This window comes from Nitratireductor alexandrii (genome assembly GCF_004000215.1).
Classification (GTDB): domain Bacteria; phylum Pseudomonadota; class Alphaproteobacteria; order Rhizobiales; family Rhizobiaceae; genus Mangrovimarina; species Mangrovimarina alexandrii.
Genome location: NZ_RBVY01000001.1, coordinates 336,052 through 361,154 on the forward strand (window position 1 = coordinate 336,052; position 25,103 = coordinate 361,154).

Annotated in this window: 23 protein-coding genes and 2 tRNA genes; 17 read left to right on the plus strand and 8 right to left on the minus strand. The window is 66.6% G+C overall.

Going from position 1 to position 25,103, the window contains the following annotated elements; translation table 11 throughout:
- The first annotated feature begins 143 nt into the window (after positions 1 to 143).
- Entirely contained in the window at positions 144 to 1,316 is a 1,173-nt protein-coding gene (locus tag EP380_RS01600) for a pyridoxal phosphate-dependent aminotransferase (RefSeq protein WP_127595858.1), read from the plus strand.
- Between the two features lie 222 nt (positions 1,317 to 1,538).
- Positions 1,539 to 2,531 carry a UDP-glucose 4-epimerase GalE gene (galE, locus tag EP380_RS01605; protein ID WP_127595861.1) on the plus strand — a complete coding sequence of 331 codons (993 nt, stop codon included), beginning with the start codon at positions 1,539 to 1,541 and terminating at the stop codon, positions 2,529 to 2,531.
- A 259-nt stretch (positions 2,532 to 2,790) separates the two neighbouring features.
- Here galE and EP380_RS01610 read toward each other — a convergent pair.
- Positions 2,791 to 2,865 (minus strand) — tRNA-Thr (locus EP380_RS01610).
- 176 nt (positions 2,866 to 3,041) lie between these two features.
- Between EP380_RS01610 and EP380_RS01615 the strand changes: the two genes are divergently transcribed.
- From EP380_RS01615 to EP380_RS01675, 13 genes are all read left to right on the plus strand, one after another.
- The gene (locus EP380_RS01615; protein ID WP_238719662.1) at positions 3,042 to 3,239 is read left to right on the plus strand and encodes a hypothetical protein; all 198 of its coding nucleotides are present in this window, start codon (positions 3,042 to 3,044) and stop codon (positions 3,237 to 3,239) included.
- 136 nt (positions 3,240 to 3,375) lie between these two features.
- Positions 3,376 to 4,665: a UDP-N-acetylglucosamine 1-carboxyvinyltransferase gene (murA, locus tag EP380_RS01620; RefSeq protein ID WP_127595867.1), complete on the plus strand. Its 1,290-nt coding sequence runs from the start codon at positions 3,376 to 3,378 to the stop codon at positions 4,663 to 4,665.
- A 116-nt stretch (positions 4,666 to 4,781) separates the two neighbouring features.
- Complete coding sequence (locus EP380_RS01625) at positions 4,782 to 5,216, plus strand: DUF2948 family protein (RefSeq protein WP_127595870.1); 435 nt, start codon at positions 4,782 to 4,784, stop codon at positions 5,214 to 5,216.
- 13 nt (positions 5,217 to 5,229) lie between these two features.
- The gene (gene hisD, locus EP380_RS01630) at positions 5,230 to 6,522 is read left to right on the plus strand and encodes a histidinol dehydrogenase (RefSeq protein ID WP_127595873.1); all 1,293 of its coding nucleotides are present in this window, start codon (positions 5,230 to 5,232) and stop codon (positions 6,520 to 6,522) included.
- Positions 6,523 to 6,529: 7 nt separating this feature from the next.
- On the plus strand, positions 6,530 to 7,012 hold the full coding sequence (locus EP380_RS01635; protein ID WP_238719663.1) for a UPF0262 family protein: 483 nt from the start codon (positions 6,530 to 6,532) through the stop codon (positions 7,010 to 7,012).
- A gap of 8 nt (positions 7,013 to 7,020) precedes the next feature.
- Positions 7,021 to 7,506, plus strand: coding sequence for an arsenate-mycothiol transferase ArsC (locus EP380_RS01640; RefSeq protein ID WP_420845826.1), 486 nt, complete (start codon positions 7,021 to 7,023; stop codon positions 7,504 to 7,506).
- Positions 7,507 to 7,600: 94 nt separating this feature from the next.
- Complete coding sequence (gene infA, locus EP380_RS01645) at positions 7,601 to 7,819, plus strand: translation initiation factor IF-1 (protein WP_106572222.1); 219 nt, start codon at positions 7,601 to 7,603, stop codon at positions 7,817 to 7,819.
- Between the two features lie 37 nt (positions 7,820 to 7,856).
- A complete protein-coding gene (locus tag EP380_RS01650; RefSeq protein ID WP_106572223.1) occupies positions 7,857 to 8,489 on the plus strand; it encodes a Maf-like protein in 633 nt (210 codons plus the stop codon).
- 101 nt (positions 8,490 to 8,590) lie between these two features.
- Positions 8,591 to 8,797: a DNA gyrase inhibitor YacG gene (yacG, locus tag EP380_RS01655; RefSeq protein WP_106572283.1), complete on the plus strand. Its 207-nt coding sequence runs from the start codon at positions 8,591 to 8,593 to the stop codon at positions 8,795 to 8,797.
- Between the two features lie 316 nt (positions 8,798 to 9,113).
- Positions 9,114 to 9,189, plus strand: a tRNA-Phe gene (locus EP380_RS01660).
- Positions 9,190 to 9,428: 239 nt separating this feature from the next.
- On the plus strand, positions 9,429 to 10,970 hold the full coding sequence (locus tag EP380_RS01665; RefSeq protein ID WP_127595879.1) for a flavocytochrome c: 1,542 nt from the start codon (positions 9,429 to 9,431) through the stop codon (positions 10,968 to 10,970).
- A gap of 63 nt (positions 10,971 to 11,033) precedes the next feature.
- Complete coding sequence (locus tag EP380_RS01670) at positions 11,034 to 11,528, plus strand: cytochrome c3 family protein (protein ID WP_158264393.1); 495 nt, start codon at positions 11,034 to 11,036, stop codon at positions 11,526 to 11,528.
- Positions 11,529 to 11,902: 374 nt separating this feature from the next.
- Positions 11,903 to 14,584: a bifunctional acetate--CoA ligase family protein/GNAT family N-acetyltransferase gene (locus EP380_RS01675; protein ID WP_127595882.1), complete on the plus strand. Its 2,682-nt coding sequence runs from the start codon at positions 11,903 to 11,905 to the stop codon at positions 14,582 to 14,584.
- Positions 14,585 to 14,650: 66 nt separating this feature from the next.
- Here the strand turns inward: EP380_RS01675 and EP380_RS01680 are convergent, their stop codons facing one another.
- Both EP380_RS01680 and EP380_RS01685 read right to left on the minus strand, forming a co-directional pair.
- Positions 14,651 to 14,998, minus strand: coding sequence for a c-type cytochrome (locus EP380_RS01680; RefSeq protein WP_164749716.1), 348 nt, complete (start codon positions 14,996 to 14,998; stop codon positions 14,651 to 14,653).
- Between the two features lie 56 nt (positions 14,999 to 15,054).
- Complete coding sequence (locus EP380_RS01685; protein WP_127595889.1) at positions 15,055 to 16,647, minus strand: bifunctional aminoglycoside phosphotransferase/ATP-binding protein; 1,593 nt, start codon at positions 16,645 to 16,647, stop codon at positions 15,055 to 15,057.
- Between the two features lie 222 nt (positions 16,648 to 16,869).
- Between EP380_RS01685 and EP380_RS01690 the strand changes: the two genes are divergently transcribed.
- Positions 16,870 to 17,706, plus strand: coding sequence for a universal stress protein (locus tag EP380_RS01690; protein WP_127595891.1), 837 nt, complete (start codon positions 16,870 to 16,872; stop codon positions 17,704 to 17,706).
- A gap of 30 nt (positions 17,707 to 17,736) precedes the next feature.
- Here the strand turns inward: EP380_RS01690 and metC are convergent, their stop codons facing one another.
- From metC to EP380_RS01715, 5 genes are read right to left on the minus strand one after another with little or no spacing between them, the layout of a single operon-like run.
- Positions 17,737 to 18,921, minus strand: a complete 1,185-nt coding sequence (gene metC / locus EP380_RS01695) for a cystathionine beta-lyase (RefSeq protein WP_106572242.1) — start codon at positions 18,919 to 18,921, stop codon at positions 17,737 to 17,739.
- Positions 18,918 to 21,254: a molybdopterin guanine dinucleotide-containing S/N-oxide reductase gene (locus EP380_RS01700; RefSeq protein ID WP_127595894.1), complete on the minus strand. Its 2,337-nt coding sequence runs from the start codon at positions 21,252 to 21,254 to the stop codon at positions 18,918 to 18,920. Before EP380_RS01700 ends, metC begins: the two co-directional genes overlap by 4 nt.
- Positions 21,251 to 22,486: a CaiB/BaiF CoA transferase family protein gene (locus EP380_RS01705; protein ID WP_106572244.1), complete on the minus strand. Its 1,236-nt coding sequence runs from the start codon at positions 22,484 to 22,486 to the stop codon at positions 21,251 to 21,253. Before EP380_RS01705 ends, EP380_RS01700 begins: the two co-directional genes overlap by 4 nt.
- Positions 22,483 to 22,830 (minus strand): monooxygenase, encoded by a 348-nt coding sequence (locus EP380_RS01710; protein WP_106572245.1) that lies wholly within the window; start codon positions 22,828 to 22,830, stop codon positions 22,483 to 22,485. The genes EP380_RS01705 and EP380_RS01710 overlap by 4 nt, the downstream gene beginning before the upstream one ends.
- Positions 22,827 to 23,660, minus strand: a complete 834-nt coding sequence (locus tag EP380_RS01715; RefSeq protein ID WP_238719664.1) for a DUF169 domain-containing protein — start codon at positions 23,658 to 23,660, stop codon at positions 22,827 to 22,829. The genes EP380_RS01710 and EP380_RS01715 overlap by 4 nt, the downstream gene beginning before the upstream one ends.
- Positions 23,661 to 23,923: 263 nt before the next feature.
- On the opposite strand from EP380_RS01715, the gene EP380_RS01720 reads away from it, so the two are divergent.
- Positions 23,924 to 25,090 (plus strand): TAXI family TRAP transporter solute-binding subunit, encoded by a 1,167-nt coding sequence (locus tag EP380_RS01720; protein WP_127595897.1) that lies wholly within the window; start codon positions 23,924 to 23,926, stop codon positions 25,088 to 25,090.
- Positions 25,091 to 25,103 lie beyond the last annotated feature (13 nt).

The following is a 25,103-nucleotide window of genomic DNA, read 5'->3' on the forward strand; positions in this document are numbered from 1 at the left end:
CGACCTGGGCGGTTTTCGCTATATCCCGTGCGACAGCAGCAAGACGATTATGGCGGCCAGACAGCCGCCGCCATGATCTAGCGCATTGGCGCGGCGCAAGGGCCTGCCGCGCCGGTTTGGTTGATTGTTTGCCGGAGCCGGACGTGTCGTCGAAGCTTTTTCATCACCTGCGCGATGAAGCGCGGCGTGCGCCCGAAAGCGGCATCACCGCCGTTATCGGTCATGGTCGCGGCCGCCCGGGTCTCATTCCACTCTGGGTCGGGGAAGGGGATCTGGCCACGCCCGGTTTCATCTGCGACGCGGCCGTCGACAGCCTGCGCGGCGGCGACACGTTTTACACCTGGCAGCGCGGCATCCCGGAGCTGCGCGCCGCGCTCGCCGCCTATTACCGGCGTCAGTTCGGAGCGGATTTCTCCGACGAGGAGTTCATCGTCACCGGCGGCGGCATGCATGCCATCCTGCTCGCGTTGCAGGCGCTGGCCGGCCATGGCGACGAGGTCGTTTATATCGCGCCGGCCTGGCCGAATTTCGCCGCCGCTGCCGAAATCGCCGGCGCGCGTGCCGTGCCGGTCGAGCTCGACCTGTCGGAGAATGGCTGGACGCTGGACCTGGCCCGGCTGGAGGCGGCGATCACCCCGCGCAGCCGTGCCATATTCGTCAACTCGCCGTCGAACCCGACCGGCTGGACCGCGGACAGGTCGACGCTGGAACAGCTGCGCGACATCGCCCGCCGCAAGGGGCTTTGGCTGATCGCCGACGAGATCTATTCGCGCTTCCACTATGACGATGCGCGCGCGCCGTCTTTCCTCGACGTGACGCAGGCCGGCGACAGCATCCTGTTCGTCAACAGTTTTTCCAAGAACTGGGCAATGACCGGCTGGCGGATCGGCTGGTTGCGAATTCCGCCGCATTTGCAGCAACTGTTCGAAAACCTGGTGCAATATTCCAATTCCGGAGTGCCGCATTTCCTGCAGCGCGGCGCGGTTGCGGCGCTGGAACAGGGCGACGCCTTCGTGGACGAACAGGTTGAACGCGCGCGCACCGCCCGCGACCGTATCTGCCGCGCCTTGACGGCGACCGGGCGGGTGCGGCTGGCGGTGCCCGAAGGCGCGTTCTATCTCTTCTTCGGTATCGCCGGAGTGACGGATTCGCACCGCGCCGCGCTCGACATTATCGACGAAGCCAATGTCGGCCTGGCACCGGGCGCGGCGTTCGGCGCCGGCGGCGAAGGGTTTTTCCGCTTGTGCTTCCACCGGCGTCTCGACCATGTCGAGGAGGCTGCGGCACGGCTTGCGGACTGGATCGTCGCGCGCTAGCGCCGGGCGTCGGGCCACATCCCGCCCGGGCCCGCCGGCGGTGCCGTCTTAACCTTCCGCTAGGGCAAAGCTGCGCATGATGCGCGATGACCGCGCTGCATTCAGGTTCTGGCGTATTGTTGAATCGCGGATTTTCACCGGCGTGCGGCGGACCGCCCACGCGTCGCTGCGCCATTGCCGATGCCGCCCGGAGACAGAGGCGAGCCAAACGGGGGTAGGGCGATGGCGGTGCTTATCACCGGCGGAGCCGGCTATATCGGCAGTCACATGGTCTGGGAATTGCTCGACCACGGCGAGGACGTCGTCGTCGTCGACAATCTGGCGAGCGGTTTCGAATGGGCCGTCGCGCCCGAGGCGGCGTTTTATCGGGGCGATGTCGCCGATTCAGCGCTCGTGCGGCGCGTGATCGCGGCACACGGGATCGAGGCGGTGATCCATTTCGCCGGATCCGTGGTGGTCCCCGACTCCGTCGTCAGGCCGTTGGCCTACTACGAAAACAACACCTGCAAGTCGCGGGCCCTGATCGAGAGTGCCGTCGACGGCGGCGTGCGCCATTTCATCTTTTCGTCGACCGCCGCGGTCTATGCCGCCGGCGGCGTCGAGCCGCTCGACGAGAACGCGCTGGTCGCCCCGCAAACGCCTTACGGCATGTCGAAGCTGATGGTCGAGCAGATCCTGTGCGATGTTGCCGTTGCCCATCCCCTCGACTACGCCGCCTTGCGCTACTTCAACGTCGCCGGGGCCGATCCGAAGGGGCGCGCGGGCCAGTCAACGGCGGGCGCCACCCATTTGGTCAAAGTCGTCTGCGAGGCCGCGCTCGGCAAGCGCAACCATGTCGATATTTTCGGCACCGATTACGATACCAGGGACGGAACCGGCGTGCGCGACTTCATCCACGTCAGCGACCTGGTGCGTCTGCATCGGCTCGCCCTGCAGCGCCTGCGCGCCGGCGGCGGAAGTCTGATCGCCAATTGCGGCTATGGCCATGGCTATTCCGTGCGCGAGGTGATCGAAAGCGCCAAAAAGATCTCCGGCCGCGACTTTGCAGTCCGCGAGGCCGCGCGGCGCCCGGGCGACCTCGCCAGCGTCATTGCCGATGCCGCGCGCGCGCGCAAGGAGCTCAAATGGGCACCGGGCTTCGACGATCTCGACGAGATCGTGGAATCCGCGCTCGCCTGGGAAGATGACCTGTCGCGCAAGAATTCGGCCGCCTGACCGCGGTGCCGTTCGGCCGCAGGCCTTCACATTTCGGTAATCATCCCCATATAGGGTCCAAGCAGATTGCTTCCATCGCCGACCACGGATGTACTGGCGGGATGTTGAGGCAGTGGAGAAAGGTCGGGTTTGCCCCGGCCTTTTTCGTTTTTTGCGCGGTTTTTCCGGCCAGGCATGCGGGGTGCGCGCGCGGCTGGCCTTTGGCCACGACCGGCAACCGTGCGGGAAAAGCGCTCGAAACCAAGGGAAGTTATGCGTCTGGTGCTGCCGGAGAGATTTGAACTCTCGGCCTCTCCCTTACCAAGGGAGTGCTCTACCCCTGAGCTACGGCAGCAGTCCGTGCGACGCGGCGGACTTCTGGCATATCGCACAGGCAAGCGCAAGCAGCCGGCCGCCATTTTTGACAGCGCCGCAAAGCCGTCGCCGGGGCTCGGTTTTCGGCACGGTTGATCGACGCCCATCGGGCGGGCTATTTCTGGGGCGACCATTTTACATCGGGCCGGGGAGACGATGGCCGACAAGACGCACAAGCAGGACGACGGCGCGGCGCGTAAAGCGCGGCTCGCCGGACAGCTGCGCGCCAATCTCGCACGCCGCAAGGCGCAGGCGCGTGCGCGCCGCGCCGGCGGGGCCGATGAGCGCCCCGACGGCCTCGATGCCACATGCGCCGAAAACGGTGAAAAGACAGCGCGAGACGACGGGCAATAGATGCACCGCCTGATTTCGGCCTTGTTGCCGGCTAGAGGTTTTGCGGGGATTTTCTTGAACCGGGCGGCCGGCTGACATAGACCGGCTCGTCAAGAAAGCAACACCAGCGGGCGCGGACGCGCCGAAAGCGGGTTTAATGGACAAGATCAGGATCGTCGGCGGCAACATTTTGAACGGGGCGATCCCCATTTCCGGCGCGAAGAACGCGGCCTTGCCGCTGATGATCGCCGCGCTTTTGACCGACGATACGCTGACCCTGGAAAATGTCCCGCATCTGGCCGACGTCGAGCAGCTGATCCGCATTCTCGGCAATCACGGGGTGGACTATTCGGTCAATGGGCGCCGGGAAAGCCAGGGCGACGGCTATTCGCGCACCATTCATTTTACCGCCCGCAACATCGTCAACGCCACCGCGCCCTACGAGCTGGTTTCCAAGATGCGGGCGAGTTTCTGGGTGATCGGCCCCTTGCTGGCGCGTATCGGCGAGGCGCGCGTGTCGCTGCCGGGCGGCTGCGCCATCGGCACGCGGCCGGTCGATCTGTTCATCGACGGGTTGCGCGCGCTCGGCGCGGAGATCGACATCGACAACGGATATGTCGTCGCCCGCGCCAGGAACGGGCTTGCCGGCGGCCGTTATGTCTTTCCCAAGGTTTCGGTCGGCGCCACCCATGTGTTGATGATGGCGGCGTCGCTGGCCAAGGGCGAAACGGTGATCGAAAACGCCGCGCGCGAACCCGAGGTCGCGGACCTTGCTAATTGTCTCAACGCCATGGGCGCACGCATATCCGGCGCCGGAAGCGACACCATCCTGATCCAGGGCGTAAGCGCATTGTCAGGGGCGCGCCACCGCGTCATCCCCGACCGGATCGAGACCGGCACCTATGCGATGGCGGTGGCGATGACCGGCGGCGACGTGCTTTTGGAAGGCGCGCGCGCCGACCTTCTCGAAACCGCGCTCGAGGCGATCGCGCGCACCGGCGCCGAGATCAGCACCACCAATGAAGGCATCCGCGTCGCCCGCAACGGCGCCGGCATCGCGCCGGTCGACATCTCGACCGCACCGTTTCCGGGCTTTCCGACCGACCTGCAGGCCCAGTTCATGGGACTGATGACCCGCGCCGAGGGCCGCGCGCGCATCACCGAGACGATTTTCGAAAACCGCTTCATGCATGTCCAGGAACTGGCCCGGCTCGGCGCCCATATCAGCCTGTCGGGGCAGACGGCGATCGTGGAGGGGGTGCCGCAACTGAACGGTGCGCCCGTCATGGCGACCGATCTGCGCGCTTCGGTGTCGCTCGTCATTGCTGGCCTGGCCGCCCAGGGAGAGACCACGGTCAATCGGGTCTATCATCTCGACCGCGGTTTCGAGCGGCTGGAAGAAAAGCTCTCGCGCTGCGGGGCCGAGATCGAACGTATTTCCAGCTGAGAGTGCTGTTTGGCCGCTCGTGCAGCCAAGGAATCGCGGCGCCGGATTGCGCTTGCCGAAAAGACCGCCTAACACAGGCGCGAACTGGCACACCGACCGGAACCGAGCCGATATCCATGTCTTTTCTGAAACTTGTGGCGCTCGACACCGACGATCTCCGCATCATCTCGGCCCACGTCCAGGACGCGGTGATCAAGATCGGCGACATCGACTATCTGCCGCGCGAGCGGCGGGTTGTGCTGCCGATGAACCGGTTCGTGTGGGAAGCGCCGAAAAAGCTGCTGGTGCCGCACAATGAGCGCCGCAACGCGATCCTGCATTTCGACCGCGTCCTGTCGGTCAAGTCCGCCGGCATTGCTCGCGAGAAACCCGACGACGTCCTGTCGCTGCTTGCCCTGCGCTTCATCGAGGGCGACGCGCCGGGCGGGGTGGTCGAGCTGGTTTTCGCCGGCGGCGGCGTGCTGCGGCTTGAGGTCGAGTGCATCGAGGCGCAACTGGCCGATCTTGGCGGCGCCTGGGAGGCGCGCGCCCGGCCCAGCCACGGTATTTGAGGAACGGCCGGCAATGGCAATCACACTCGATGCGCAGAAGGCCGATTTCGAGACGCGCTTCGCGGCCTTTCTGGAAACCAAGCGCGAGGTTTCCGACGACGTCGACCAGACCGTTCGCGACATCGTTGCCGATGTGCGGGCACGCGGCGACGAAGCCCTCATCGACTATACGAAACGCCTCGACCGCAATTCCCTGAGTGCCGAAACGCTGCGCGTCGGCGAGGCTGAGTTCGACGCCGCGCTCGCCGCCGCCGATCCGGAAACGGTCGAGGCACTGGAGCTGGCCCGCGACCGGATTTCGGCCCATCACCGGCGCCAGTTGCCGGCCGACGACCGCTATACCGATGCATTGGGCGTCGAGCTCGGTTCGCGCTGGACGCCGGTGGAATCGGTCGGGCTCTACGTACCCGGCGGGACCGCGAGCTATCCCAGCTCGGTGCTGATGAACGCCGTGCCCGCGCGGGTTGCCGGTGTGGAGCGTATCGTGATGACCGTGCCGGCGCCCGACGGCGTGCTCAACCCGCTTGTGCTGGTGGCCGCGCGCCTGGCCGGCGTGTCGGAGGTCTACCGCCTCGGCGGCGCGCAGGCGGTCGCCGCGCTCGCCTACGGTACCGGGACGGTTCGGCCGGTGGCCAAGATCGTCGGGCCGGGCAACGCCTACGTCGCGGCCGCCAAGCGCCAGGTGTTCGGCAAGGTCGGCATCGACATGATCGCCGGCCCCTCCGAGGTGCTGGTCGTTGCCGACGCCGACAACGATCCCGAATGGATCGCCGCCGACCTGCTTGCCCAGGCCGAACACGATACCGCCGCCCAGTCGATCCTGATCACCGACGATGCTGCGTTCGCGGCAGCCGTCGAGACCGCCGTCGACGGTCAGCTCAAGCAGTTGACGCGCGGCGAGACCGCGGCGGCGAGCTGGCGCGATTTCGGCGCCATCATCTTGGTGCCGTCGCTCGACCGGGCCGTCGCGCTTGCCGACCGGATCGCGCCCGAACATCTCGAACTTGCCTTCGACGACGCCGAAGCCTTTGCCGCGCGGGTGCGCAATGCCGGCGCGATCTTCATCGGTCGCTATACGCCGGAGGTGATCGGCGACTATGTCGGCGGCTCCAATCACGTCCTGCCGACCGCGCGCTCGGCACGGTTTTCTTCCGGTCTGTCGGTACTCGATTTCGTCAAGCGCACCTCGATCCTGAAACTGGGATCGGAGCAGTTGCGGGCGCTGGCGCCGGCGGCGATCGCGCTGGCCGAGGCCGAGGGGCTGGGCGCCCATGCCCGCTCCGTGGCCATCCGGCTCAACATGTGAGGCGGTGGTGGAACAGGGCACCGGCACCAAGTCCCGCCTTGTCGACGTCGTCCTCGATGAATCGATCGGGCGCTCGACGCCCGATGTCGAACATGAACGCGCCGTCGCGATTTTCGACCTGATCGAGGAAAACCACTTCCGCCCCGTCGGCGACGACGGCGGCCCCTATCGGTTGCGCCTGTCGTTGGCCGAATCCCGGCTGGTGTTCGAGGTATCGCGCGAGGACGGCGCCGCCGTCGTCACCCATATTCTGTCGTTGACGCCCTTTCGGCGCATCGTGAAGGATTACTTCATGATCTGCGAAAGCTATTATCAAGCCATCCGCAGCGCCACGCCGTCGCAGATCGAGGCGATCGACATGGGCCGGCGCGGGCTCCACAATGAAGGCTCGCAGACATTGATGGACCGGCTCGCCGGCAAGATCGATGTCGATTTCGACACGGCGCGGCGGCTGTTCACGCTGATCTGCGTGCTGCATTGGCGTGGGTGAGGGCGCCCTTGAGTGTGCCGGACGTTCCCGCATCCAACCCGTCGCCGGGTATCGGTCGCGCCGCGCCCAACTCCATCCTTTTCGTGTGCGGCATGAACGCGATCCGCTCGCCGATGGCCGAGAGCATCGCGCGTGCGCTGCTGCCGGCCAATGTGTTTCTGGCCTCGGCCGGCGTGCGGGCCGGCGAGCGCGACCCGTTCGTCGATGCCGTGCTTGCCGAGAACGGCCTCGCGCCGCTTGAGCGCCCCCCGCGCATGCTCGACGATCTGGAGGACGACTATTTCGACCTGATCGTCACGCTGGCGCCGGAGGCGCATCACGCCGCGCTCGAACTGACGCGGGCACTGTCGGTGGAGGTCGAATACTGGCCCACGCCGGACCCCTCGATCGTCTCGGGCTCGCGCGAAAACATCCTCGCCGCCTATCGCGAGGTGCGCGATCGCCTCGAAGCCCGGATTCGCGATCGCTTCGGCGCCGGCGCGCCGGCGCAATAAGCGTGTTCACAAGCGCGGGATAATCATATAGGTTCCGCGCGATCTGCGGCCCGCCCGGGTGCCGGCCGCATATGTTCTCAAGAAAAGGTACCGAATGTCGAAGGAAGAAGTCCTCGAATTTCCGGGCACCGTCACGGAATTGCTGCCCAATGCAATGTTCCGGGTCAAGCTCGAAAACGAACACGAAATCATCGCCCATACGGCTGGACGGATGCGCAAGAATCGCATTCGCGTTCTGACCGGCGACAAGGTTCTGGTCGAAATGACGCCCTACGATCTCACCAAGGGCCGCATCACTTACCGCTTCAAATAGCGCCGGCCCAAACCGGCCGCGTGCCGACGGTTCATTCATGAGCGTATTCCAGAATCTGGTGCTGGCCTCGGGGTCGCCGCGACGCATCGAACTGCTGCAGCAGGCCGGCATCGAGCCGGATCGCGTCTTTCCCGCCGACATTGACGAGACGCCGGCCAAGGCCGAGCATCCGCGCTCTCTGGCCAAGCGCCTGTCGAAGACCAAGGCTGAAAAGGCGTTTTCGGCGCTGTCGGAGGAGGACGGTTTCGAGGGCGCCTTCATCCTGGCCGCAGACACTGTGGTGGCGGTCGGGCGCCGCATTCTGCCCAAGACCGAGCTGCTCGACGAAGCCTCCAACTGTCTGCGACTGTTGTCGGGGCGTTCCCACCGCGTCTATACGGGCATCTGCCTGAAAACGCCGTCCGGCAAGACGCGCCAGAAGCTGGTCGAGACCAGGGTGCGCTTCAAGCGGCTGTCGCGCGAGGAACTGGAGAGTTATCTCGCCTCCGGCGAATGGCGCGGCAAGGCCGGCGGGTATGCCGTGCAGGGGCTTGCCGGCACCTTCGTCGTCAAGCTGGTCGGTTCCTATTCCAACGTCGTCGGCCTGCCGCTCTACGAAACCGTCGGTCTGCTGACCGGCGAGGGCTACAAGGTGCATTTCGCCTGGCTCTCGGGCGCCCGCACCGCCTGACGGACGATGCCCGAGCCGACAGGCTTGTTTGACGCCGTGGCCGACAATCCGATATGGCGGGGCCGAAGGACCGGTTTTTTGGCGCAGCCGCTGAGATCGAGATGAACACTGCACACGACCCCAAGGTGACGCCGCTCAGGCCGCGCGCCAAATGCCCCGAATGCGGCAAGCCGTCGGCGCGCCCCACCTTTCCCTTCTGCTCGACGCGCTGCAAGGAGGTCGATCTCAACCGCTGGCTTTCCGGCCGCTATGCCATTCCCGGCGAATCGGCCGATATCTCCGGTGACGGCGACGACGGCCAAGCCTGACACGGGCCGGTTCGCCCCGGCCTCGGCCCGCTCGCCCGGCGTGACATCGGCGCCGGTCAGGCCGTTGCGAGGACATCTGGTATCTTGAAACGGGGCGCCGTTTCGGCCCTCCGCTGCGTTTCGCGCCCGGTCTTCCGCGATTGCCGGGCCCGTGTGCCGGGGCGTCGGGAGGCGCGGGAAAACGGGTTCGTCCGCGCCTGCGAATTTTCCCTGTGGCGACGCTGGACAGGGGCCAAACTCGTGCTATAACCCACGCGCTTTCGGGCTGGTTCGCGCCGGCCTTCAGCACTCCGGCCGGCGGTCGACCGCTAGCCGTGCCCAGGTAGCTCAGTTGGTAGAGCAGCGGATTGAAAATCCGCGTGTCGGTGGTTCGATTCCGCCCCTGGGCACCATTTTTCTTCAATAAAACCAAATATTTAACAGAATAGCGCCGCTGCTCTGGGGTGTGCCGAAGCGTGCTGGCGTGTGCGATTTGCGCTGGCCGCCGCGCCGGGTCGGCGTCCGATCGCGCTCGCCAAGTCAGGCCGAACGGGCAGCGTTTTGATCCACGTCAATGCCGGGATGGCCCGCAGGCCGTCTTAATATCAAAAATGCTGCGACGACAGTTCGGGCCTGACAGAAGGAGGGCATCATGGTCACCACCCCTAATGTAACCCGCAGAAGCATGCTGGCGGGGACGGCCACGGTTCTGGCAGGCGGCCTGTTGCCATGGTCGGCGGCCGACGTCCGGGCTGCCACGGCGGCGCTTCCGCAGACATGGGATGAGGAATTCGATGTCGTTGTCGTCGGCACCGGTTTTGCCGGACTGGCCGCCGCTCACGAGGCCGCGAAGGCGGGGTCGTCGGTGGCCTTGTTGGAAAAAATGCGCACGCCGGGCGGGAACTCGATCATCAGTGGTGGCGTCATTGCGGCCGCCGGCTCGCCGCTGCAGGCCGAGGCGGAAATCGAAGACACCGTCGACAGCCTCTATGACGACATGCTCAAAGCCGGGCTGCATCTCAATCATCCGGAGTTGGCGCGCATCGTCGCCGAGAAGTCGGTCGAAACCGTGCAGTGGACGATCGACGAATTGGGGGCCGAGTATACCGGCCTCACCCATATGGGCGGCCACGCCGTGCCTCGGTCCTACGCGCTTGCCGCCGGCAGCGGATCGGGCATTATCGGACCGCAACTGGCCAAACTCAAGGAAATGGGCGTCGAACCGCGCACCCGCACGCTTTTGAAGCGTCTGATCCGCGATGGTGACGGGCGCGTGAAGGGCGTGATCGCTCACAGCGGATTCAGCCATCCCGATCTGGAGAGCGGTACGCCGATATCCATCAAGGCGCGCAAGGCGGTGGTGCTTGCGACCGGCGGTTTCGGCGCCGACCCTGTCTTCCGGGCCTTGCAGGATCCGCGTCTTGGCGGCGAACTCGACACCACCAATCAGCCGGGCGCCACGTCCGAGGCGCTGCGCGAGGCGCTCGGCATCGGCTGCGTCCTTGTTCAGCCATCCTGGATTCAGCTTGGTCCGTGGACGAGTCCGGACGAACGCGGCTTCGGGCGAACCCCGCATTTCGCCCAGGGCGTGGCGGCGTCCTATGGGCTGTGGATCGACACGCAGACCGGCAAACGGTTCGTCAACGAACTGGCCGACAGGAAGACCCGTGCCGATGCGATGCTTGCCGTGGGCAACAAGACCGTCGCCTTCGTGGATTCCGCCGGCTATGCCAAGGGCAGCGCGGCCGGCCGCCGCGAACGTTTCGAACGCATGAAGGAAGCCGGCGTGCTGATGGAATATGCCACGCTCGAGGAGATGGCCGAGGCACACGAGATTCCGCTCGCGCCGTTGAAAGCGACGATCGAGACCTTCAACGAAAGTGTCGATGCGGGTGCCGATACCGAATTCGGACGATACATGCAGGCGGATGCCGGCAAGATCGGCACGCCCCCCTTCTATGTCGTCAGGCTGTCGCCGAAGATTCACCACACGATGGGCGGCTGCGCGATCAATGGCGACGCACAGGCGCTCGATGTCCTGTCGAGCGAGCCGATTGCCGGTCTCTACGTGGCCGGCGAGGCCGCCGGCGGCATCCACGGCGCGTCACGACTGGGGTCTTGCGCCTATACGGATTGTCTCACGTTCGGTCGTATTGCGGGGCGGAACGCCGCGGCGGAAAAGGGCTGGGGCTGACCTGGCACATAGAGGGCGCAGCGTTTTCGGGATATGACGATGTGCGGCAAAGATAGGCGGCGCGTGCTGTGGGCGACGCTCGGGCTGGCGGTGCTTCTTGTGGTGTCGGCAGCGCCCGCCGCGACGGCGTTGCTGATGCACAGCGACGACCCCGGTGATTGCGCAACCTGCCACGGCGACACGCAGGTGCTGTCACCCGGACACGTTCCCACCGCCGGCATGAAGCGTGATGACTGTGTGGCCTGCCATGCGCCGGACACCCCGCTCGCGCTGCTGTCGGCGATCCCGCTCGATCACAGCCACCTGCTTAGCGGGGTGACGTGCCAAACATGCCACAATCAAACCGAGGCGCCGGGGCCGATGTCGACCGAGCAGTGTCTCGCCTGCCACGGCCCATTGGAAGACCTTGCAGCACGGACGGCCGACACGCATCCGGCAAATCCGCATTCGACGCCGCACGGCCCGACCTTCGCCGAATGCGACCTTTGCCACAAGGTCCACCAAGAATCGGAGAATTTCTGCGCCCAGTGTCACGATTTCGACTATTCCGTGCCGTGATCGCGGCCGCCAAGACCGGGCCGCATTCCGGTGCCGACGGCGTGTCCGAACGGGCGATCGACGCCCTGTAGCAAAAAACACGCCGCGGCGCGCGAGACGTCCCGTCGGGCTGGCTGCTCGCCGCGCGCAGGACAGTATTTGTCTGCGGCGCGCGGGGATGAGGCGGCTGGGAAAACCACGCCTCGAACCGGCTGACGCCGCCGATCCTGCCCGAACCCGTGCGAAAAAAGAAGATCCGCGTCCCGCAATTCGCGCCGCGCCCCAGCGTCAAGCGCGATCAAAAACATGTCCGGTTTGTCCGCTCGGGGCCTAGGGGAGCGGGCCTGGACGTCGTACAGTCCATCCGCACCACGTCAGGGCCAAGGAGCTTCGCAGTGACCATCCGCAATCTCGAGCGCGCCGTTCACCCGAAATCGCTGGCGGTCTTCGGCGCCTCGGTCCGCGACGGGGCCGTCGGCGACGTGGTGATGCGAAACATCGTCGATGCCGGCTTTCAGGGCGAGGTTTGGCCGGTCAATCCGAAATATGAGGAGGTCGCGGGGCGGCGTTGTTTTGCCGGCGTCGCCGACCTGCCAGGCACTCCCGACCTCGCCGTCATCGCCACGCCGCCGGCGACCGTGCCCGGCATCATTGGCGAGCTCGGCGCCAGGGGCACGCGCGCCGCGGTGGTCATCACCGCCGGCCTGACGCACGAAAACGGCTTGCGCCAGGCCATGCTCGAGGCCGCCCGCCCGCATCTTTTTCGCATTATCGGGCCGAACACGCTCGGGCTGATGATTCCGCCGGCCAGGCTCAATGCCGGCTTCGCGCATATGGCGGCCAAGCCCGGCAATATAGCGCTGCTGTCGCAATCGGGCGCGATCGCCACCTCGCTGATCGACTGGGCGGCGGAAAACCATCTCGGCTTTTCCCACATCGTCTCGCTGGGCGACATGGCCGATGTCGACGTCGGCGACTGGCTCGACATGCTGGCCGGCGACGCGCACACGAGCGCGATCGTGATGTATCTCGAGACGATCCCCGATCCGCGCAAATTCATGTCGGCGGCGCGCGCGGCAGCGCGCCTCAAACCGGTGATCGCCATCAAGTCTGGCCGCCACGAAGCAGCGGCCAAGGCGGCCGCCACCCATACCGGCGCGCTGTCGGGCGCCGACCGCGTGGTCGAGGCCGCGCTGCAGCGGGCCGGGATCCTGCGTGTGACGAGCCTGGCCGATCTGTTCGATGCCGCCGAGACCACAGCCCGTTTTGCCCCGCTCGAACGCGCGCGGGTCGCCATCGTCACCAATGGCGGTGGCGCCGGGGTGCTGGCCGTCGACCAGCTCGTCGATTGCCGGGGCGAACTGGCCGCGCTGGCGGACACGACCATCGAACGGCTGAACGCGGCCCTGCCGGCCACCTGGTCGCACGCCAACCCGGTCGACATTATCGGCGACGCTGCGGCCGAGCGTTACGGCGCGGCGGTCGCGGCGGTCGCCGCCGATCCGGGCGTCGATGCGGTCATGGTGCTCAACTGTCCGACCGGCCTGGCCTCGCCGATCGAGGCCGCCCGTGCGGTTGCCGGCCTGACGACCAGGGGCAAGATCGGCGGCAAGCCGGTTCTGACCTGCTGGCTCGGCGACCATACCGCCCGCGAAGGACGTCGCATCCTGCAGGAAGCAGGGCTTGCCAGCTTCGAGACACCGGCCGCCGCCGCCACCGCGGTTTCCTATCTCAGCGACTGGTCGCGCGCCCAGCGCGCGCTGATGCGGGTGCCGTCGAGCGGCGGCGAGAATGTCGCAAAAAATGGCGATGAAGTCCGGGCCGTGTTCGCTGCTGTGGCCAGCGAAGGCCGGCGCATGCTGACCGAACCGGAAGCCAAAACCGTCATCGCCGCCTACGGGATCGCCGTGCCGGAGACGGTCGTGGCCGAATCGCCGGCCGAGGCCGGCAAGGCGGCAGCGAGGCTTTTGCAGGCTTGCGAAAAAGTGGTGGTGAAGCTGCTGTCGAAGGCGATTTCGCACAAGTCGGATGTCGGCGGCGTCGTGCTCAATCTGAGCACGCCCGAGGCGGCGGAGGCGGCGGCCGCCGAGATCGAAAGCCGCGTTCGCGCGCACGCTCCGCAGGCCGATATCCAGGGTTACGCCGTTCAGCCGATGGTGGTGCGCAAACATGCCCAGGAATTGATTCTGGGCATGAGCAACGATCCGATCTTCGGGCCGGTCGTCCTGTTCGGAGCCGGCGGCATCGCCGTCGAGGTGATGGACGACACCGCGATCGCGCTGCCGCCGCTCGACAGTGTGCTCGCCGGCGATCTGATCGATCGAACCCGTATCGGCCGTCTTCTGGCGGGCTATCGCGACCGCAAGCCGGCCGATCGCGCGGCGATCACGGCAGCGCTCAAGGGCCTGTCGCAGTTGATCGTCGACTTCCCCTGCATCGTGTCGATCGACATCAACCCGCTTCTGGCGGATGCCGACGGCACGATCGCGCTCGACGCCCGCGTCGAGATCGACCCCGGACGCGTCGGCGAGGCCGGCCCCAATTCGGATTTGGCGATCAGACCCTATCCCGACGGCTGGGAAAAGCGGATCGACGCCGGCCCGGCGCGCTACGACATTCGTCCGATCCGCCCGGCCGACATTGCGCTCTATTCGGACTTTCTGGCCCGCATTGCGCCCGACGACATCCGTTTCCGCTTTCTCGCGCAGCGCAAGAGCTTTCCCCATCAGATGCTGGTCCGGCTGACCCAGCTCGACTACGCGCGCGAAATGGCGTTCGTCGCGCTCGACGCAAGCAGCGGCGACCTGGCCGCCGTCGGGCGGCTGTCGTCGGACCCCGACAAAGAAAAGGCCGAATATGCGCTTCTCGTGCGCACCGACCTGCAGGGACGCGGGCTCGGATGGGCGCTGTTGTCGCAGCTGGTCGACTATGCGCGCAGCGAGGGCATCCGCCGCATCGAGGGTTTCGTGCTCGCCGACAACGAAAAGATGCTGGCCTTGTGCCGTGAATTCGGCTTTGCGGTCGCGCGCAGCGAAACCGAGCCGGGTCTCTGCGTGGCCGCGCTGGATCTGGCCTGAGGGCGGTTCGCGCGGTCGCAAGCGGTCCCGGTCACGGCCGGCTTTGTGCGGATTTCGGGTCGCCGCCTATTCCTGGATGCTTTTCATATAGGTGACGATGTCGTTCACCTGGCGCTCGTCCGGCTCGAATTGCGGCATCACCGCGTGCCGGAGAAAAAGGTCGCCGAGCATGTCGGCCGGCAGTGTCTCGAGCGGCCGGCGGTTGGCCATGTGTCTGAATGGCGGCGCGTCGGGATGTTCGCTTTCGTCGATCTGCGCGATGGCGTGGCACGGCGCGCAATTGGTCTCGGCCAAACGGCGGCCGCGAAACGCACTTTCCGGATCGAGGCTCTGCGCGGCCGCCGGTACCATCGCGACCATCGCCAAAAGTGCCACGGCGATGGCGGTCGTCCGCCCGGCTTGTGTTGTGTGCATCACTGGCATTCCCCCGACAGGTCCGAATTGGAAATCCATGGCGTTGCGGTCTGCGGTCATCCTCTCGTTCCGGTGCGCACGCCGTCACGGTCCGGCAGGCTCTTTGAGCCATGTAGGGCAAGGATGTCGGCGACGATCCGCTCCAGCGGTCTGGCGGCATCGAGCTTGGTCCACTCGATATCGTCGCGTGTGCGCCGCAACTGTCCCGCCAGCACCGCGACCGTGGCGTCGGACGGGCCGTCGGCGGACCTTTCGCTGACGCGACGTTGCAGAAGTGCGGCGCCCGCATCCAGCCAAATGCCGATAAAAGGCGTTGCGGTGTCGCGCGCGCATTGCCGGATCCGCGCGCGGTCGCCGGGCCGGTCGAACACGGCATCGGCGACGACCGTGCCGCCGTCGTCGAGCAGTTTGCGGGTGCGGCGGGCCATGTCGGCATAGACCCTGGCGGAGTTCTCGGCGCTGTAGGCCTCCGCGGGCAATCGCGTCTCGGCGGCGACGTTGAACATCGCCTTGCGCAGCCGGTCGCTTTCCAGGATGCGCGCTCCCGGGGCTGCGCCGACATGGGCGGCGAGCGCCTCCGCAACCGTTGTCTTGCCCGAGCCGCTGAGCCCGCCGATCGCGGTCAGCCGCGCGGGAGGCTCTTCGAGCAGGGCTCCGGCAAGGTCGAAATAGGACCGTGCCTCGTCGGCGAGTGCCCGGTTTTGCCGTCCGCCTTCCTCGTACTGGGTTGCCGTGACATGCGCGCGCACGGCCGCGCGTACGGCCATGAAAAACACCAGCAGCACGAACCCGTCCTCTTCGTCCTGGGCGTCGAAATAGCGGTTCATAACAAGGTTCGCGAGATCACGGTGCCCGCGATGCCAAAGATCCATCAGCAGGAAGGCGAGATCGTAGAGCACGTCGACGGTCGCGATCTGGTCGTTGAACTCGATGCAGTCGAACAGGCAGGGCACGCCGTCGAGCACGCAGATATTGCGCAGATGCAGATCGCCATGGCAGCGGCGGACCTTGCCGGCCGTCTCGCGGGCGTCGAGCAGGGCCGCATGGCGGGCGAGCGTCGCGCGGAAGCGATCGCCGAGTGCGGCGACCGCATCGGGCGAGAACAGCGTGCTGGTCGCGAACCCCGCCGCGTTGATGTCGAGCACGCCGGCAATATTGTCGGCGCCGCCGCCGTCATGCACGACCGGCGCCGCGTCGTGGAAACGAAGAACGGCGCGCGCCACATCCCTCATCAGGCGCGGCGTCAGGGTGCCCGCCTCCGCTTGCCGGTCGAGAAGGCAGGACTGGTCGAAGCGCTTCATTTCCACCACCGCGTCGACGAGCGCGCCGTCGCCATCGAATTCGAGCCCGCCATCCGGTGTCGCGGTGATGCGCCGCGTCCCCAGATAGAGATCGGGCGCGGTGCGCGAATTCAGCGTCACCTCCTTGCGGCAGGCCGACAGCCGCTGCTGCGGCGTGGAAAAGTCGACATAAGGCAGTCGCACCGCCCGCTTCATCTTGAAGGCGCGATCGCCGACGAGAAAGATGCGCGAAATATGCGTCTCGATCACCTCGACCGGGGTGCCGAGCCGATAGGTCTCCGGCTTCGACAGAAATCCGGTCGCCGCATCCTGCGCGCCGTCTTCATTGATCGTGCTTTGCGGTGTCATATCGGCCGGCCTCATGGTGTGCGCTCTGGCGCGGTGGCCCGCTTTGGTCCACGCAACCCACCATGCGGGGCTGCGACGGGCGGTGCCTTGATGCGGATCAAGATCGCACCGGAATGGCGGCGTTGGGCCCCGCTTGATTTATCGCAACGACGGCGTGCGCGCCAACGTCTATCGAACGCGAGTGTAGGCCGTGATGTCGATACGGCGAACGGAGAACGGATTATGACCATCAAAACGATACTCGCTGTCACCGGGCTGGAGGCGAATGACGACGACCTGCATCGTGCCGCCGAATTGTGCAGTCAAATTGACGCCCACCTCTCGGTGCTCGTGCTCGTCATCGCCGCTCCGCCGCCGGTCGGCGAATACGCCGCGATGGCTTCGGATGTCTGGGCCAGGGAGCGCAAGGAGGATATCGAGCGGCTGGACGCGCGTACCGAGGCGGTGTCGAAGCTGGTCGCAGCGCTTCCGGTTCCCGGTGATGTCGCCAGCGACTATGTCGAGCAGGCCTGGGCCGACGACGCCATAGGCCGGCGCGCCCGCTATGCCGATCTCGTCCTGGCCGGGCCGGGGCTGCGCGACAATCCCGCCTTGTGGGACAAGATGGTGGAAGGCGTGCTGTTTTCGTCCGGTACGCCGCTGCTGCTGGTGCCGCAAGGCCTGACGCCGAACCTGCGTCCCGAGCGCGTCACCGTCGCCTGGGACGCCCGCCCGGAGGCGTCGCGCGCCGTGACCGCGGCGCTCGATCTGCTCGTCGGTGCGCAAGACGTGTCGCTGGCGCTGGTCGATCCTGTCGCGGGGAATGCGGTCCACGGCGAGGAGCCCGGCGCCGACCTGGCCGTCTATCTGTCGCGTCACGGCGCCAAGGTCACCGTCGACCGGCTGCCGAGCCAGGGCCGCCCGGTCGCCGACATCCTGCGCCGGCACGCCACCGACAAAAATGCGGAACTGATGGTAATGGGCGCCTACGGACATTCGCGTCTGCGGGAACGCCTGTTCGGCGGGGTGACCAAATCCATGCTCGAACAACCGCCCGTGCCTGTGCTGATGGCGCGCTGAGACCGGTCCGTCGCGGTGGTTCGGGTCGGTTCAGCCGGTTTCCAGCGCGGCGTCCAGATCCGCGATCAGGTCGGCGGGGTCCTCTAGGCCGACATGCAGGCGGATCAGCGCGCCGCGGGCCTGCCAGCGCGTCGCGGTCCGGTATGCCGCCGGATCGGCGACGATTGCCAGGCTTTCGTAACCGCCCCAGGACGATCCGATCCCGAACAGCCGCAGGCGGTCGACGATCGCCGCGGCGCGGTCGGCGCGCTTGGTGGCGAGTTCGAATGCCATCAGGCCGCACGCCCCGGCAAAGTCGCGTCGCCACAGCGCGTGGTCCGGGCTTTCCGGCAAGGCCGGATAAAACACCGATGCGACGTCGTCGCGCGCGGCGAGCCAGGCCGCGACGGCGAGTGTGCTTTCTTGATGCTGGCGCAGGCGTACCGCCATCGTGCGCAGCCCGCGCTGCGCCAGATAGGCCTCGTCGGCGCCGACGCAGATGCCGGTCTGGCGGGCGCCGTCGCGCAGGCGCGGCCAGCTTTCCTCATTGGCGATCGCAATCCCCAGCATGGCATCGGAATGGCCGGCGATATATTTGGTGCCGGCATGGATCGAGACGTCGACACCATGCGCGAGCGGCTGGAAGAAAAGCGGCGTCGCCCAGGTATTGTCGATCATGACCGTCGCACCGGCCGCCTTCGCCGCCCGGGCGATCGCCGGCACGTCGGCGATCTCGAACGTGAGCGAACCCGGAGATTCCAGAAAGACCAGCTTGACGTCCGGTGTCATAAGCCGGGCGGTGTCTGCGCCCAGCCGCGGGTCGAAATAGACGGTCTTCACTCCCATGCGGCGCAGATAGGTGTCGCAAAACGTTCGCGTCGGCCCGTAGGCGTTGTCCGTCATCAAGATGGTGTCGCCTGCCGTGACGAAGGCCGTGATCGCGCTGGCGATCGCGCTCAAGCCCGAGGGATAGAGTTGGGCGCGATGGCCGCCCTCCAGTTCGCAAAGCGCGTCCTCGAGCGCGCGGGTGGTCGGCGTGCCGGTACGGCCGTAAACCATGCGCTTGCCGTCGGCCGCGCGCTCCGCGAAGGCGGCCTTGCGGTCCGCCATGCTGGCCTGAATGACGGTCGAGACCCGATAGAGCGGTGGGTTGACCGCACCGTTCCACGCTTCGGGATCGCGCCCGGCATGGACCACGCGCGTCATCGGCCGGTCGCCACCCTCGCCGCCGCTCATGGCGTCACTCCCCGGGCGATTTTCGGCGGGTCGTAGGCCGTCACCGGCGGCGCGTCGGCCGCCCGCTCGACCTCGACGAGGGCGGTTTGGGCGATCGGCCCCTGACCGAGCCTGGAGGTACCCTTGTCGAGGGTCAGCACGTTCGGATTGCCGTGCTTGTCGGTGCTGCCGTCGCGGCTGGGGTCGGCGGGGTCGTACCAGGAACCGGTCGCCAGTTGCACGACGCCGGGGCGGATCGTGTCGGTGATCCTGACCCCGGCGAGCACGGAGCCGCGCGCGTTGAACACGCGCACGATGTCGCCGTCGGCAAGCTGGCGGGCTCCCGCGTCGGCGGGATTGATCAGGAGCGGCTCGCGCCCGCCGACCTTGCCGGAACGGCTGAGCGCGGTGTCGTCCAATTGTCCGTGCAGCCGGTTGCGCGGCTGGTTGGAGATCATATGCAGCGGATAGGTGCGGCTATGCGGCGAGCCCAGCCATTCGGCCGGTTCGAGCCAGGTCGCGTGTCCGGGGCAGTCGTCGTAGCCGAAGCCGGCGATCGTCTCGGAATAGATCTCGATGCGGCCCGACGGCGTTTGGAGCCTGGATCCTTCGGGGTCGGCGCGAAAATCGGCAAACAGGTCGAAATCCGCAGCCGGTGGCTCGATCTCGGCAAAACCCCGTTCCCAGAAACTATCGAAATCCGGAAGCTGGACCTGACGGCGCGACGCCTGTTCGCGGGCGGTTTCGTAGAGGTGGCGGACCCAGTCCCGTTCCGAGCGGCCCTCGGTAAAAGCCTGCAGCGTGCCCATACGTTCGGCGAGGCCGCGAAAGATGTCGTGGTCGTTGCGTGCCTCGTGAAGCGGCTCGATCGCCTGTTTCATCGCGATGATGAAGCGGTCGCGTCCGCACGCCCCGACATCGTTGCGTTCCAGCGTTGTCGTTGCCGGCAGCACGATGTCGGCGAAGCGCGCCGTGGCCGTCCACCAGCTCTCGTGAACGATGAAGGTTTCCGGTCGGCGCAGCGCCGTGCGCATCCGGTTGATGTCCTGGTGGTGGTGAAAGGGATTGCCGCCGGCCCAGTAGACCAGCCGGATGTCGGGATAGTGGCAGGTCCGGCCGTTGAAATCGTAGGCCGCGCCGGGATGCAGCAACATGTCGGAGATGCGGGCCACCGGGATCGCGGTCTCGACCGGGTTGGCGCCGGCGCTGAGGTTGGGCGAGGCGATCTCCGTGCGCGGCGTGCCCATGCCCGAGATCGAGCCGTGCCCGAACGCGATCCCGCCGCCGGGCAGGCCGATCTGGCCGAGCATGGCGGCAAGCGTGATCGCCATCCAGAAAGGCTGTTCGCCGTGGTCGGCGCGCTGCAGCGACCACGTCATGGTGATCATCGTGCGCGTTGCTGCCATGCGCCGCGCCAGGGCGCGGATCGTTGCCGGATCGATACCGCAGATCGCCGCCGCCCAAACGGCGTTCTTTTCGGTGCCGTCCGTCCGCCCGGCGAGATAGGCCTCGAAACGCGCATAGCCCACGCAGTAGCGCTCGAGAAAGGCGCGGTCGTGCAGGTTTTCGGCAAGCAGCGTGTGAGCGATGCCGAGCATCAGCGCGGTGTCGGTGTTCGGTCTGGGGGCGATCCACTCCGCATCGATTTCCGCATCGATGTCGCTCCGCAACGGGCTTATGTTGACGAATTCGACGCCGGCCGCGCGCGCGGCACGGAGTCCCGACGGCGCGGCATGTTCGGCCGGCCCGCCCGCGGCGACCTGAAGGTTCTTGTCCGGCACGCCTCCGAACGCGACCACCAATCCGCTGTTGCGGGCGATGCTGCCCCAGCCGGTGAGCGGGCCGCTGCAGGCCTGCGTCGAGCCGAGCAGATGCGGCAAAAGCGTCAGTCCGGCGGCGATGGAATAGTTCTGGATCTGGCCGACGAAGCCGCCGGTCGTGTTCAAAAATCGGTTCAGCTGCGTCTTGGCGTGGTGGAAACGACCGGCACTGCTCCAGCCGTAGGAGCCGCCGAAGATCGCCTCGTTGCCGTGGGCGGAGCGCACCCGCTCCAACTCCGCGGCGACGAGATCGAGCGCCTCGTCCCAGCCGACCGCGACGAATTCGTCGCGTCCGCGCGCCTCGCGTGAGGCCGCGCCGCGTTCGAGAAAGCCGCGACGCACCGCCGGCGTTGTGATCCTGCTCCCGGCGTGGACGGCGTCCGGTATGGCGCCGGTCAGCGGCGAGGGGTGCAAATCGTGCCGGAAGGGTCTGACGCCGACCAGCCGGCCGTCGCGCACGCCGGCGTCGAACGCCCCCCAATGGGAGCTGTGGGAAACCCAGCGAATGGCGGGGTCGTCGAGAAATTCGGTCATGTGTCCTCCAGCTTGGATGCGTCGGCCATGCCCGTGTGCGACGACGGAGCGGCCAGGCAGACGCCGGCTTTGGTCAACGCCTCGGTCTCTTCGGTCGAGAAGCCGCAATCGGCGAGCGTCTCGACCGTGTGTTCGCCGAGGCGCGGCGCCAGGCGGCGCACGCTGCCGGGCGTACGCGCAAAGCGGACCGGGATGTCGACCTGGCGCAGCGCGCCCTCGGAGGGATGCCGGTCGTGCCGCAGCAGTCCGGTCGCCTCCACCTGCTCGTCGGTCAGGAGCTCCTCGAGCGAATTGACCCGCATGGCGGGAATGTCGCCTTTTCGGCACAAAGACAGCCATTCCTCCGTGCCGCGCTCGGTCAGGATCTCGGCAAGCGTGGCGTAGAGCCAGTCGACATGGGTCGAGCGCGCCGTGGCGGAGCCGACGCGCGGATCGCCGGCGAGATCGGGCCTGCCGGCGGCAGCGAAGAAGCGCGTCCACTGCCGGTCGGTATAGGGGATGACGCTGATATGGCCGTCGCGCGTCGGATAGGGCTTGCGGTGCGGCGACAGAACGCGCGCGTAGCCGGCCGGTCCCTCGGGCGGCTCGAAGGTCAAGCCCTGCAGATGCTCGACCGCCATGAACTGGACCATTGTGTCGAACATCGGCACGACGACCTCCTGGCCGAGGCCGGAGCGCTCGCGTTCGAACAGCGCCATGGCGATCGCCGAGGCGGCGTGCAGGCCGGCGGTCTTGTCGACCAGAATGGTGCTGACGAAGCGTGGTGGCCCGTCGCCGCCCTGCAGGCGGGCGACGCCGCTTGCCGCCTGGATGACGTCGTCGAGAGCGGGCAGGTCCGCATAGGGGCCGGACGAGAAGCCGCGCACCGCGCAGTGGATCAGGCGCGGATTGATCGCCGCCAGCGAGGCATAGTCGAGGCCGAGCCGCGTGGCGGCTTCCGGGCGGATCGAATGCAGCACCACGTCCGCCCCCGCAACCAGTCGCCTCACCACCTCGCGCGCCGCCTCGCGCTTGAGGTCGATCGCCAGGCTCTTCTTGTTGCGGTTGAGGTTGAGGAAGATCGCGCCCATTCCCGGATTGCGGAACGGTTGTGCGTGCCGCATCACGTCGCCATCGAGCGACTCGATCTTGAGCACCTCGGCCCCCATGTCGCCGAGCATCAGCGCGGCGAACGGTCCGAGCACGACCGAGCTGAAATCCAGCACCCGGATCCCGGACAGGGGACCGCTCATCGCGCCGCTTCCTGGCGGCCATCGCGGACGATGGTCTCGCCCGAGAGATTGTCCACCGTGACCGCGCATTCGTAGTAGGTGACAACCGGTTCGACACCGAACAGTTCGGTCATGCGCGCCTTCCAGGCCCCGTCGTACCAGGCTTCCGCCTCGCTGCGGCTGCGCCAGGTGTAGACACCGCCGCCGCCGGCCGGCCCGTTGAGATAATCCTTGCGCACCAGCCCCTTTGGCGCGAGCGCCCGATAGGTCGGCGCGCTTTTCAAGGCGGACGCGATAGCGGCCTGACGGCTGCGCCCTGAGAGCGGGATCTGCACGATCGCGATCGTCAGCGGGGCGGCGCTCATTTCGGCTTGTCGCCGTAGCTGAAATCCATGCCCGGCCCGGGATCGGCGTTGGGGCCGTAGGGAATGATCGGATAGCGCAGTCCGGCCCGCGACAGGCCCTCCATGCCCTCGATGGCACGCGCAAGTTCATGCGGTCGCAGCGCCATCAAAAGCTCGTCGTCGGCGACGCCGCCATAGCGCCGCTCGGCAAAGCAGGGGATCGACAGGCTGGTCTTGCCGGTCGCCAGCGCCGTGCCCCAGGAATCGGCGCACGCGCTTTCACCGGTGACCGAGAAATCAAACCGCTCGTAGCGCCGCCACTGCAGGCCGTTGATGAAGATGATCATCTGGCCGGGCGTGCCGTAAAACAGCACGATATTGGGGTCGTCGAGGCGGGCCGAGCGGAGCGGGGAAACCACGACCCCGGCATAGCGGCCATGCGGGACGCGTGGCATCTGCTGCTGGTGCTGGTGGGCCGCTTCCTGGTTCTCGAACCAGATGCCGTTCATCCGCTCGCCCGAAAGATAGGCCTCGGACGGCTTGTTGAGGCCGAGGATGCCGCCGCAATTGGAGTGCGGGCGCACATTGTCGTGCGTGAAGCCGAGCGTGACGCCGGAATAGCGGCACCGGGTCACGAGCTGGCAGGAGGTGAAGGCGGTGCCGGCTTCCGGCAACCGCAGTCCACGGACGGCCTGCATCGCCTCCACCGTCTCGAACAGTTTCATGGCGATCGGCAAGGTGCGCAGACGCAACAGGTCCTGCAATCGTGCCCCCAAGGACTTCAGCGCCTCAGCGTCGAGGGCGTCCGACATAGTCGGTGAGGGGTGGTCCGCGGTGCTGATGTCGGCCATAAGCGGTTCTCCCGGCATTCTGGTCAAGGTCGAGCCCGGCCGAGCCAATATCGGCCCCGCTGCCTCTGACGGCCATTCGCTACGGGAAAGAGCGGCGGAATGGATACAAGACCGCCGCCGAGTGTCCATACAGTGAATACTTTGATGCCAAGCGACTTGTGGTCGAGGCCACTCCTGCCGACGCTTGTCGCATCCCGGTGGGAACTGTTGATCGGAGATCGGTCGACGCTAGAAGCGACAAGAAAAAATGGAAGGAGGCGAGTATGTTTCGAACACGGATACTGGCGGCGGTGGGGCTGGCGGCCATGTGCCTGGCGCCGGTCGCGCCCGCGCAGGCCGAGGACGTCGAATTGCCCGGCAACATGGTCTGGGTTTCCTACGATGTCGGCGCCACGGCCTATAACTCCGCGGTCTCGATCGCGGCGACGTTGAAAAACAAGACCGGTACCGAGGTTCGAATCCTTCCCGCCAAGAGCGATGTGGCCCGGCTGACGCCGCTCAAGGACGGGCGGGCCCAGTTCGCCACGCTTGGCACGGATTCGATCTTTTCGCAGGAGGGCGTCTACGAGTTCGGAGCGCCCAATCTCGGTCCTGTCCCCGTGCGCTACGTGGCGCTCAGCATCTCGCAAGGCTCGACCGGGCTGATCGTGGCGGCGGACGCAGGCGTCGAGAGCGCGGCCGACCTCAAGGGCAAGCGCATGGCGATCGTGAAAGGCTCGCCGGTGTCGCGGCGTCTGAACCTGTCCTATCTCGCCTTTGGCGGTCTGGATTTCGACGATGTCGAGGTGGTCGAGGTGGCCAGTCTGAAGGCCGGCATCGACGCGGTCATCGACGGTCGGGCCGACACGGCGATTTCCAACACCAACAATTCAGACGGCGTACGCGTTTCCTCGTCGAACCGCGGCCTCACCTGGCTGGTGACGCCGCACGACGACAAGGAAGCCTGGGAGCGCATGTGGAAGGTCTCGCCCTGGCTGATCAAGCATGTCGCCACGATCGGTCCGGACGTACCGGAAGCGGGGTTGGAGATGGCGACGCTCGCCTATCCGATCTTTTCCGCCGTCGACCAGACCGACGAGGAACTCGTCTACAATTTCACCAAGGCGTTGTTCACCTATTACGACGACTTCAAGGATGGCTATCCGTCGAATGCCGGCTTCAAGCTGGACAGTCAGCGTTTCAGCAATGTCTTCGTGCCGATCCATCCCGGCGCGGTTCGTTATTACAAGGAAATCGGCTTTTGGACGCCTGAGTTCGAGGCGCGCCAGCAGCGCAATCTCGAGCGCCAGGCTCTGTTGGCCGAGGCCTGGGCCGAGGCCAAGGAAAAGGCCGGTGACGACAGCGATGCCGATTTCGTCAAGGCGTGGCAGACGATCCGGGCCGAAAAGCTGGCTGCGGCGGGTCAGGACACCGTGTTCGAGGACTGGTAGGAGCCGGTTAGGC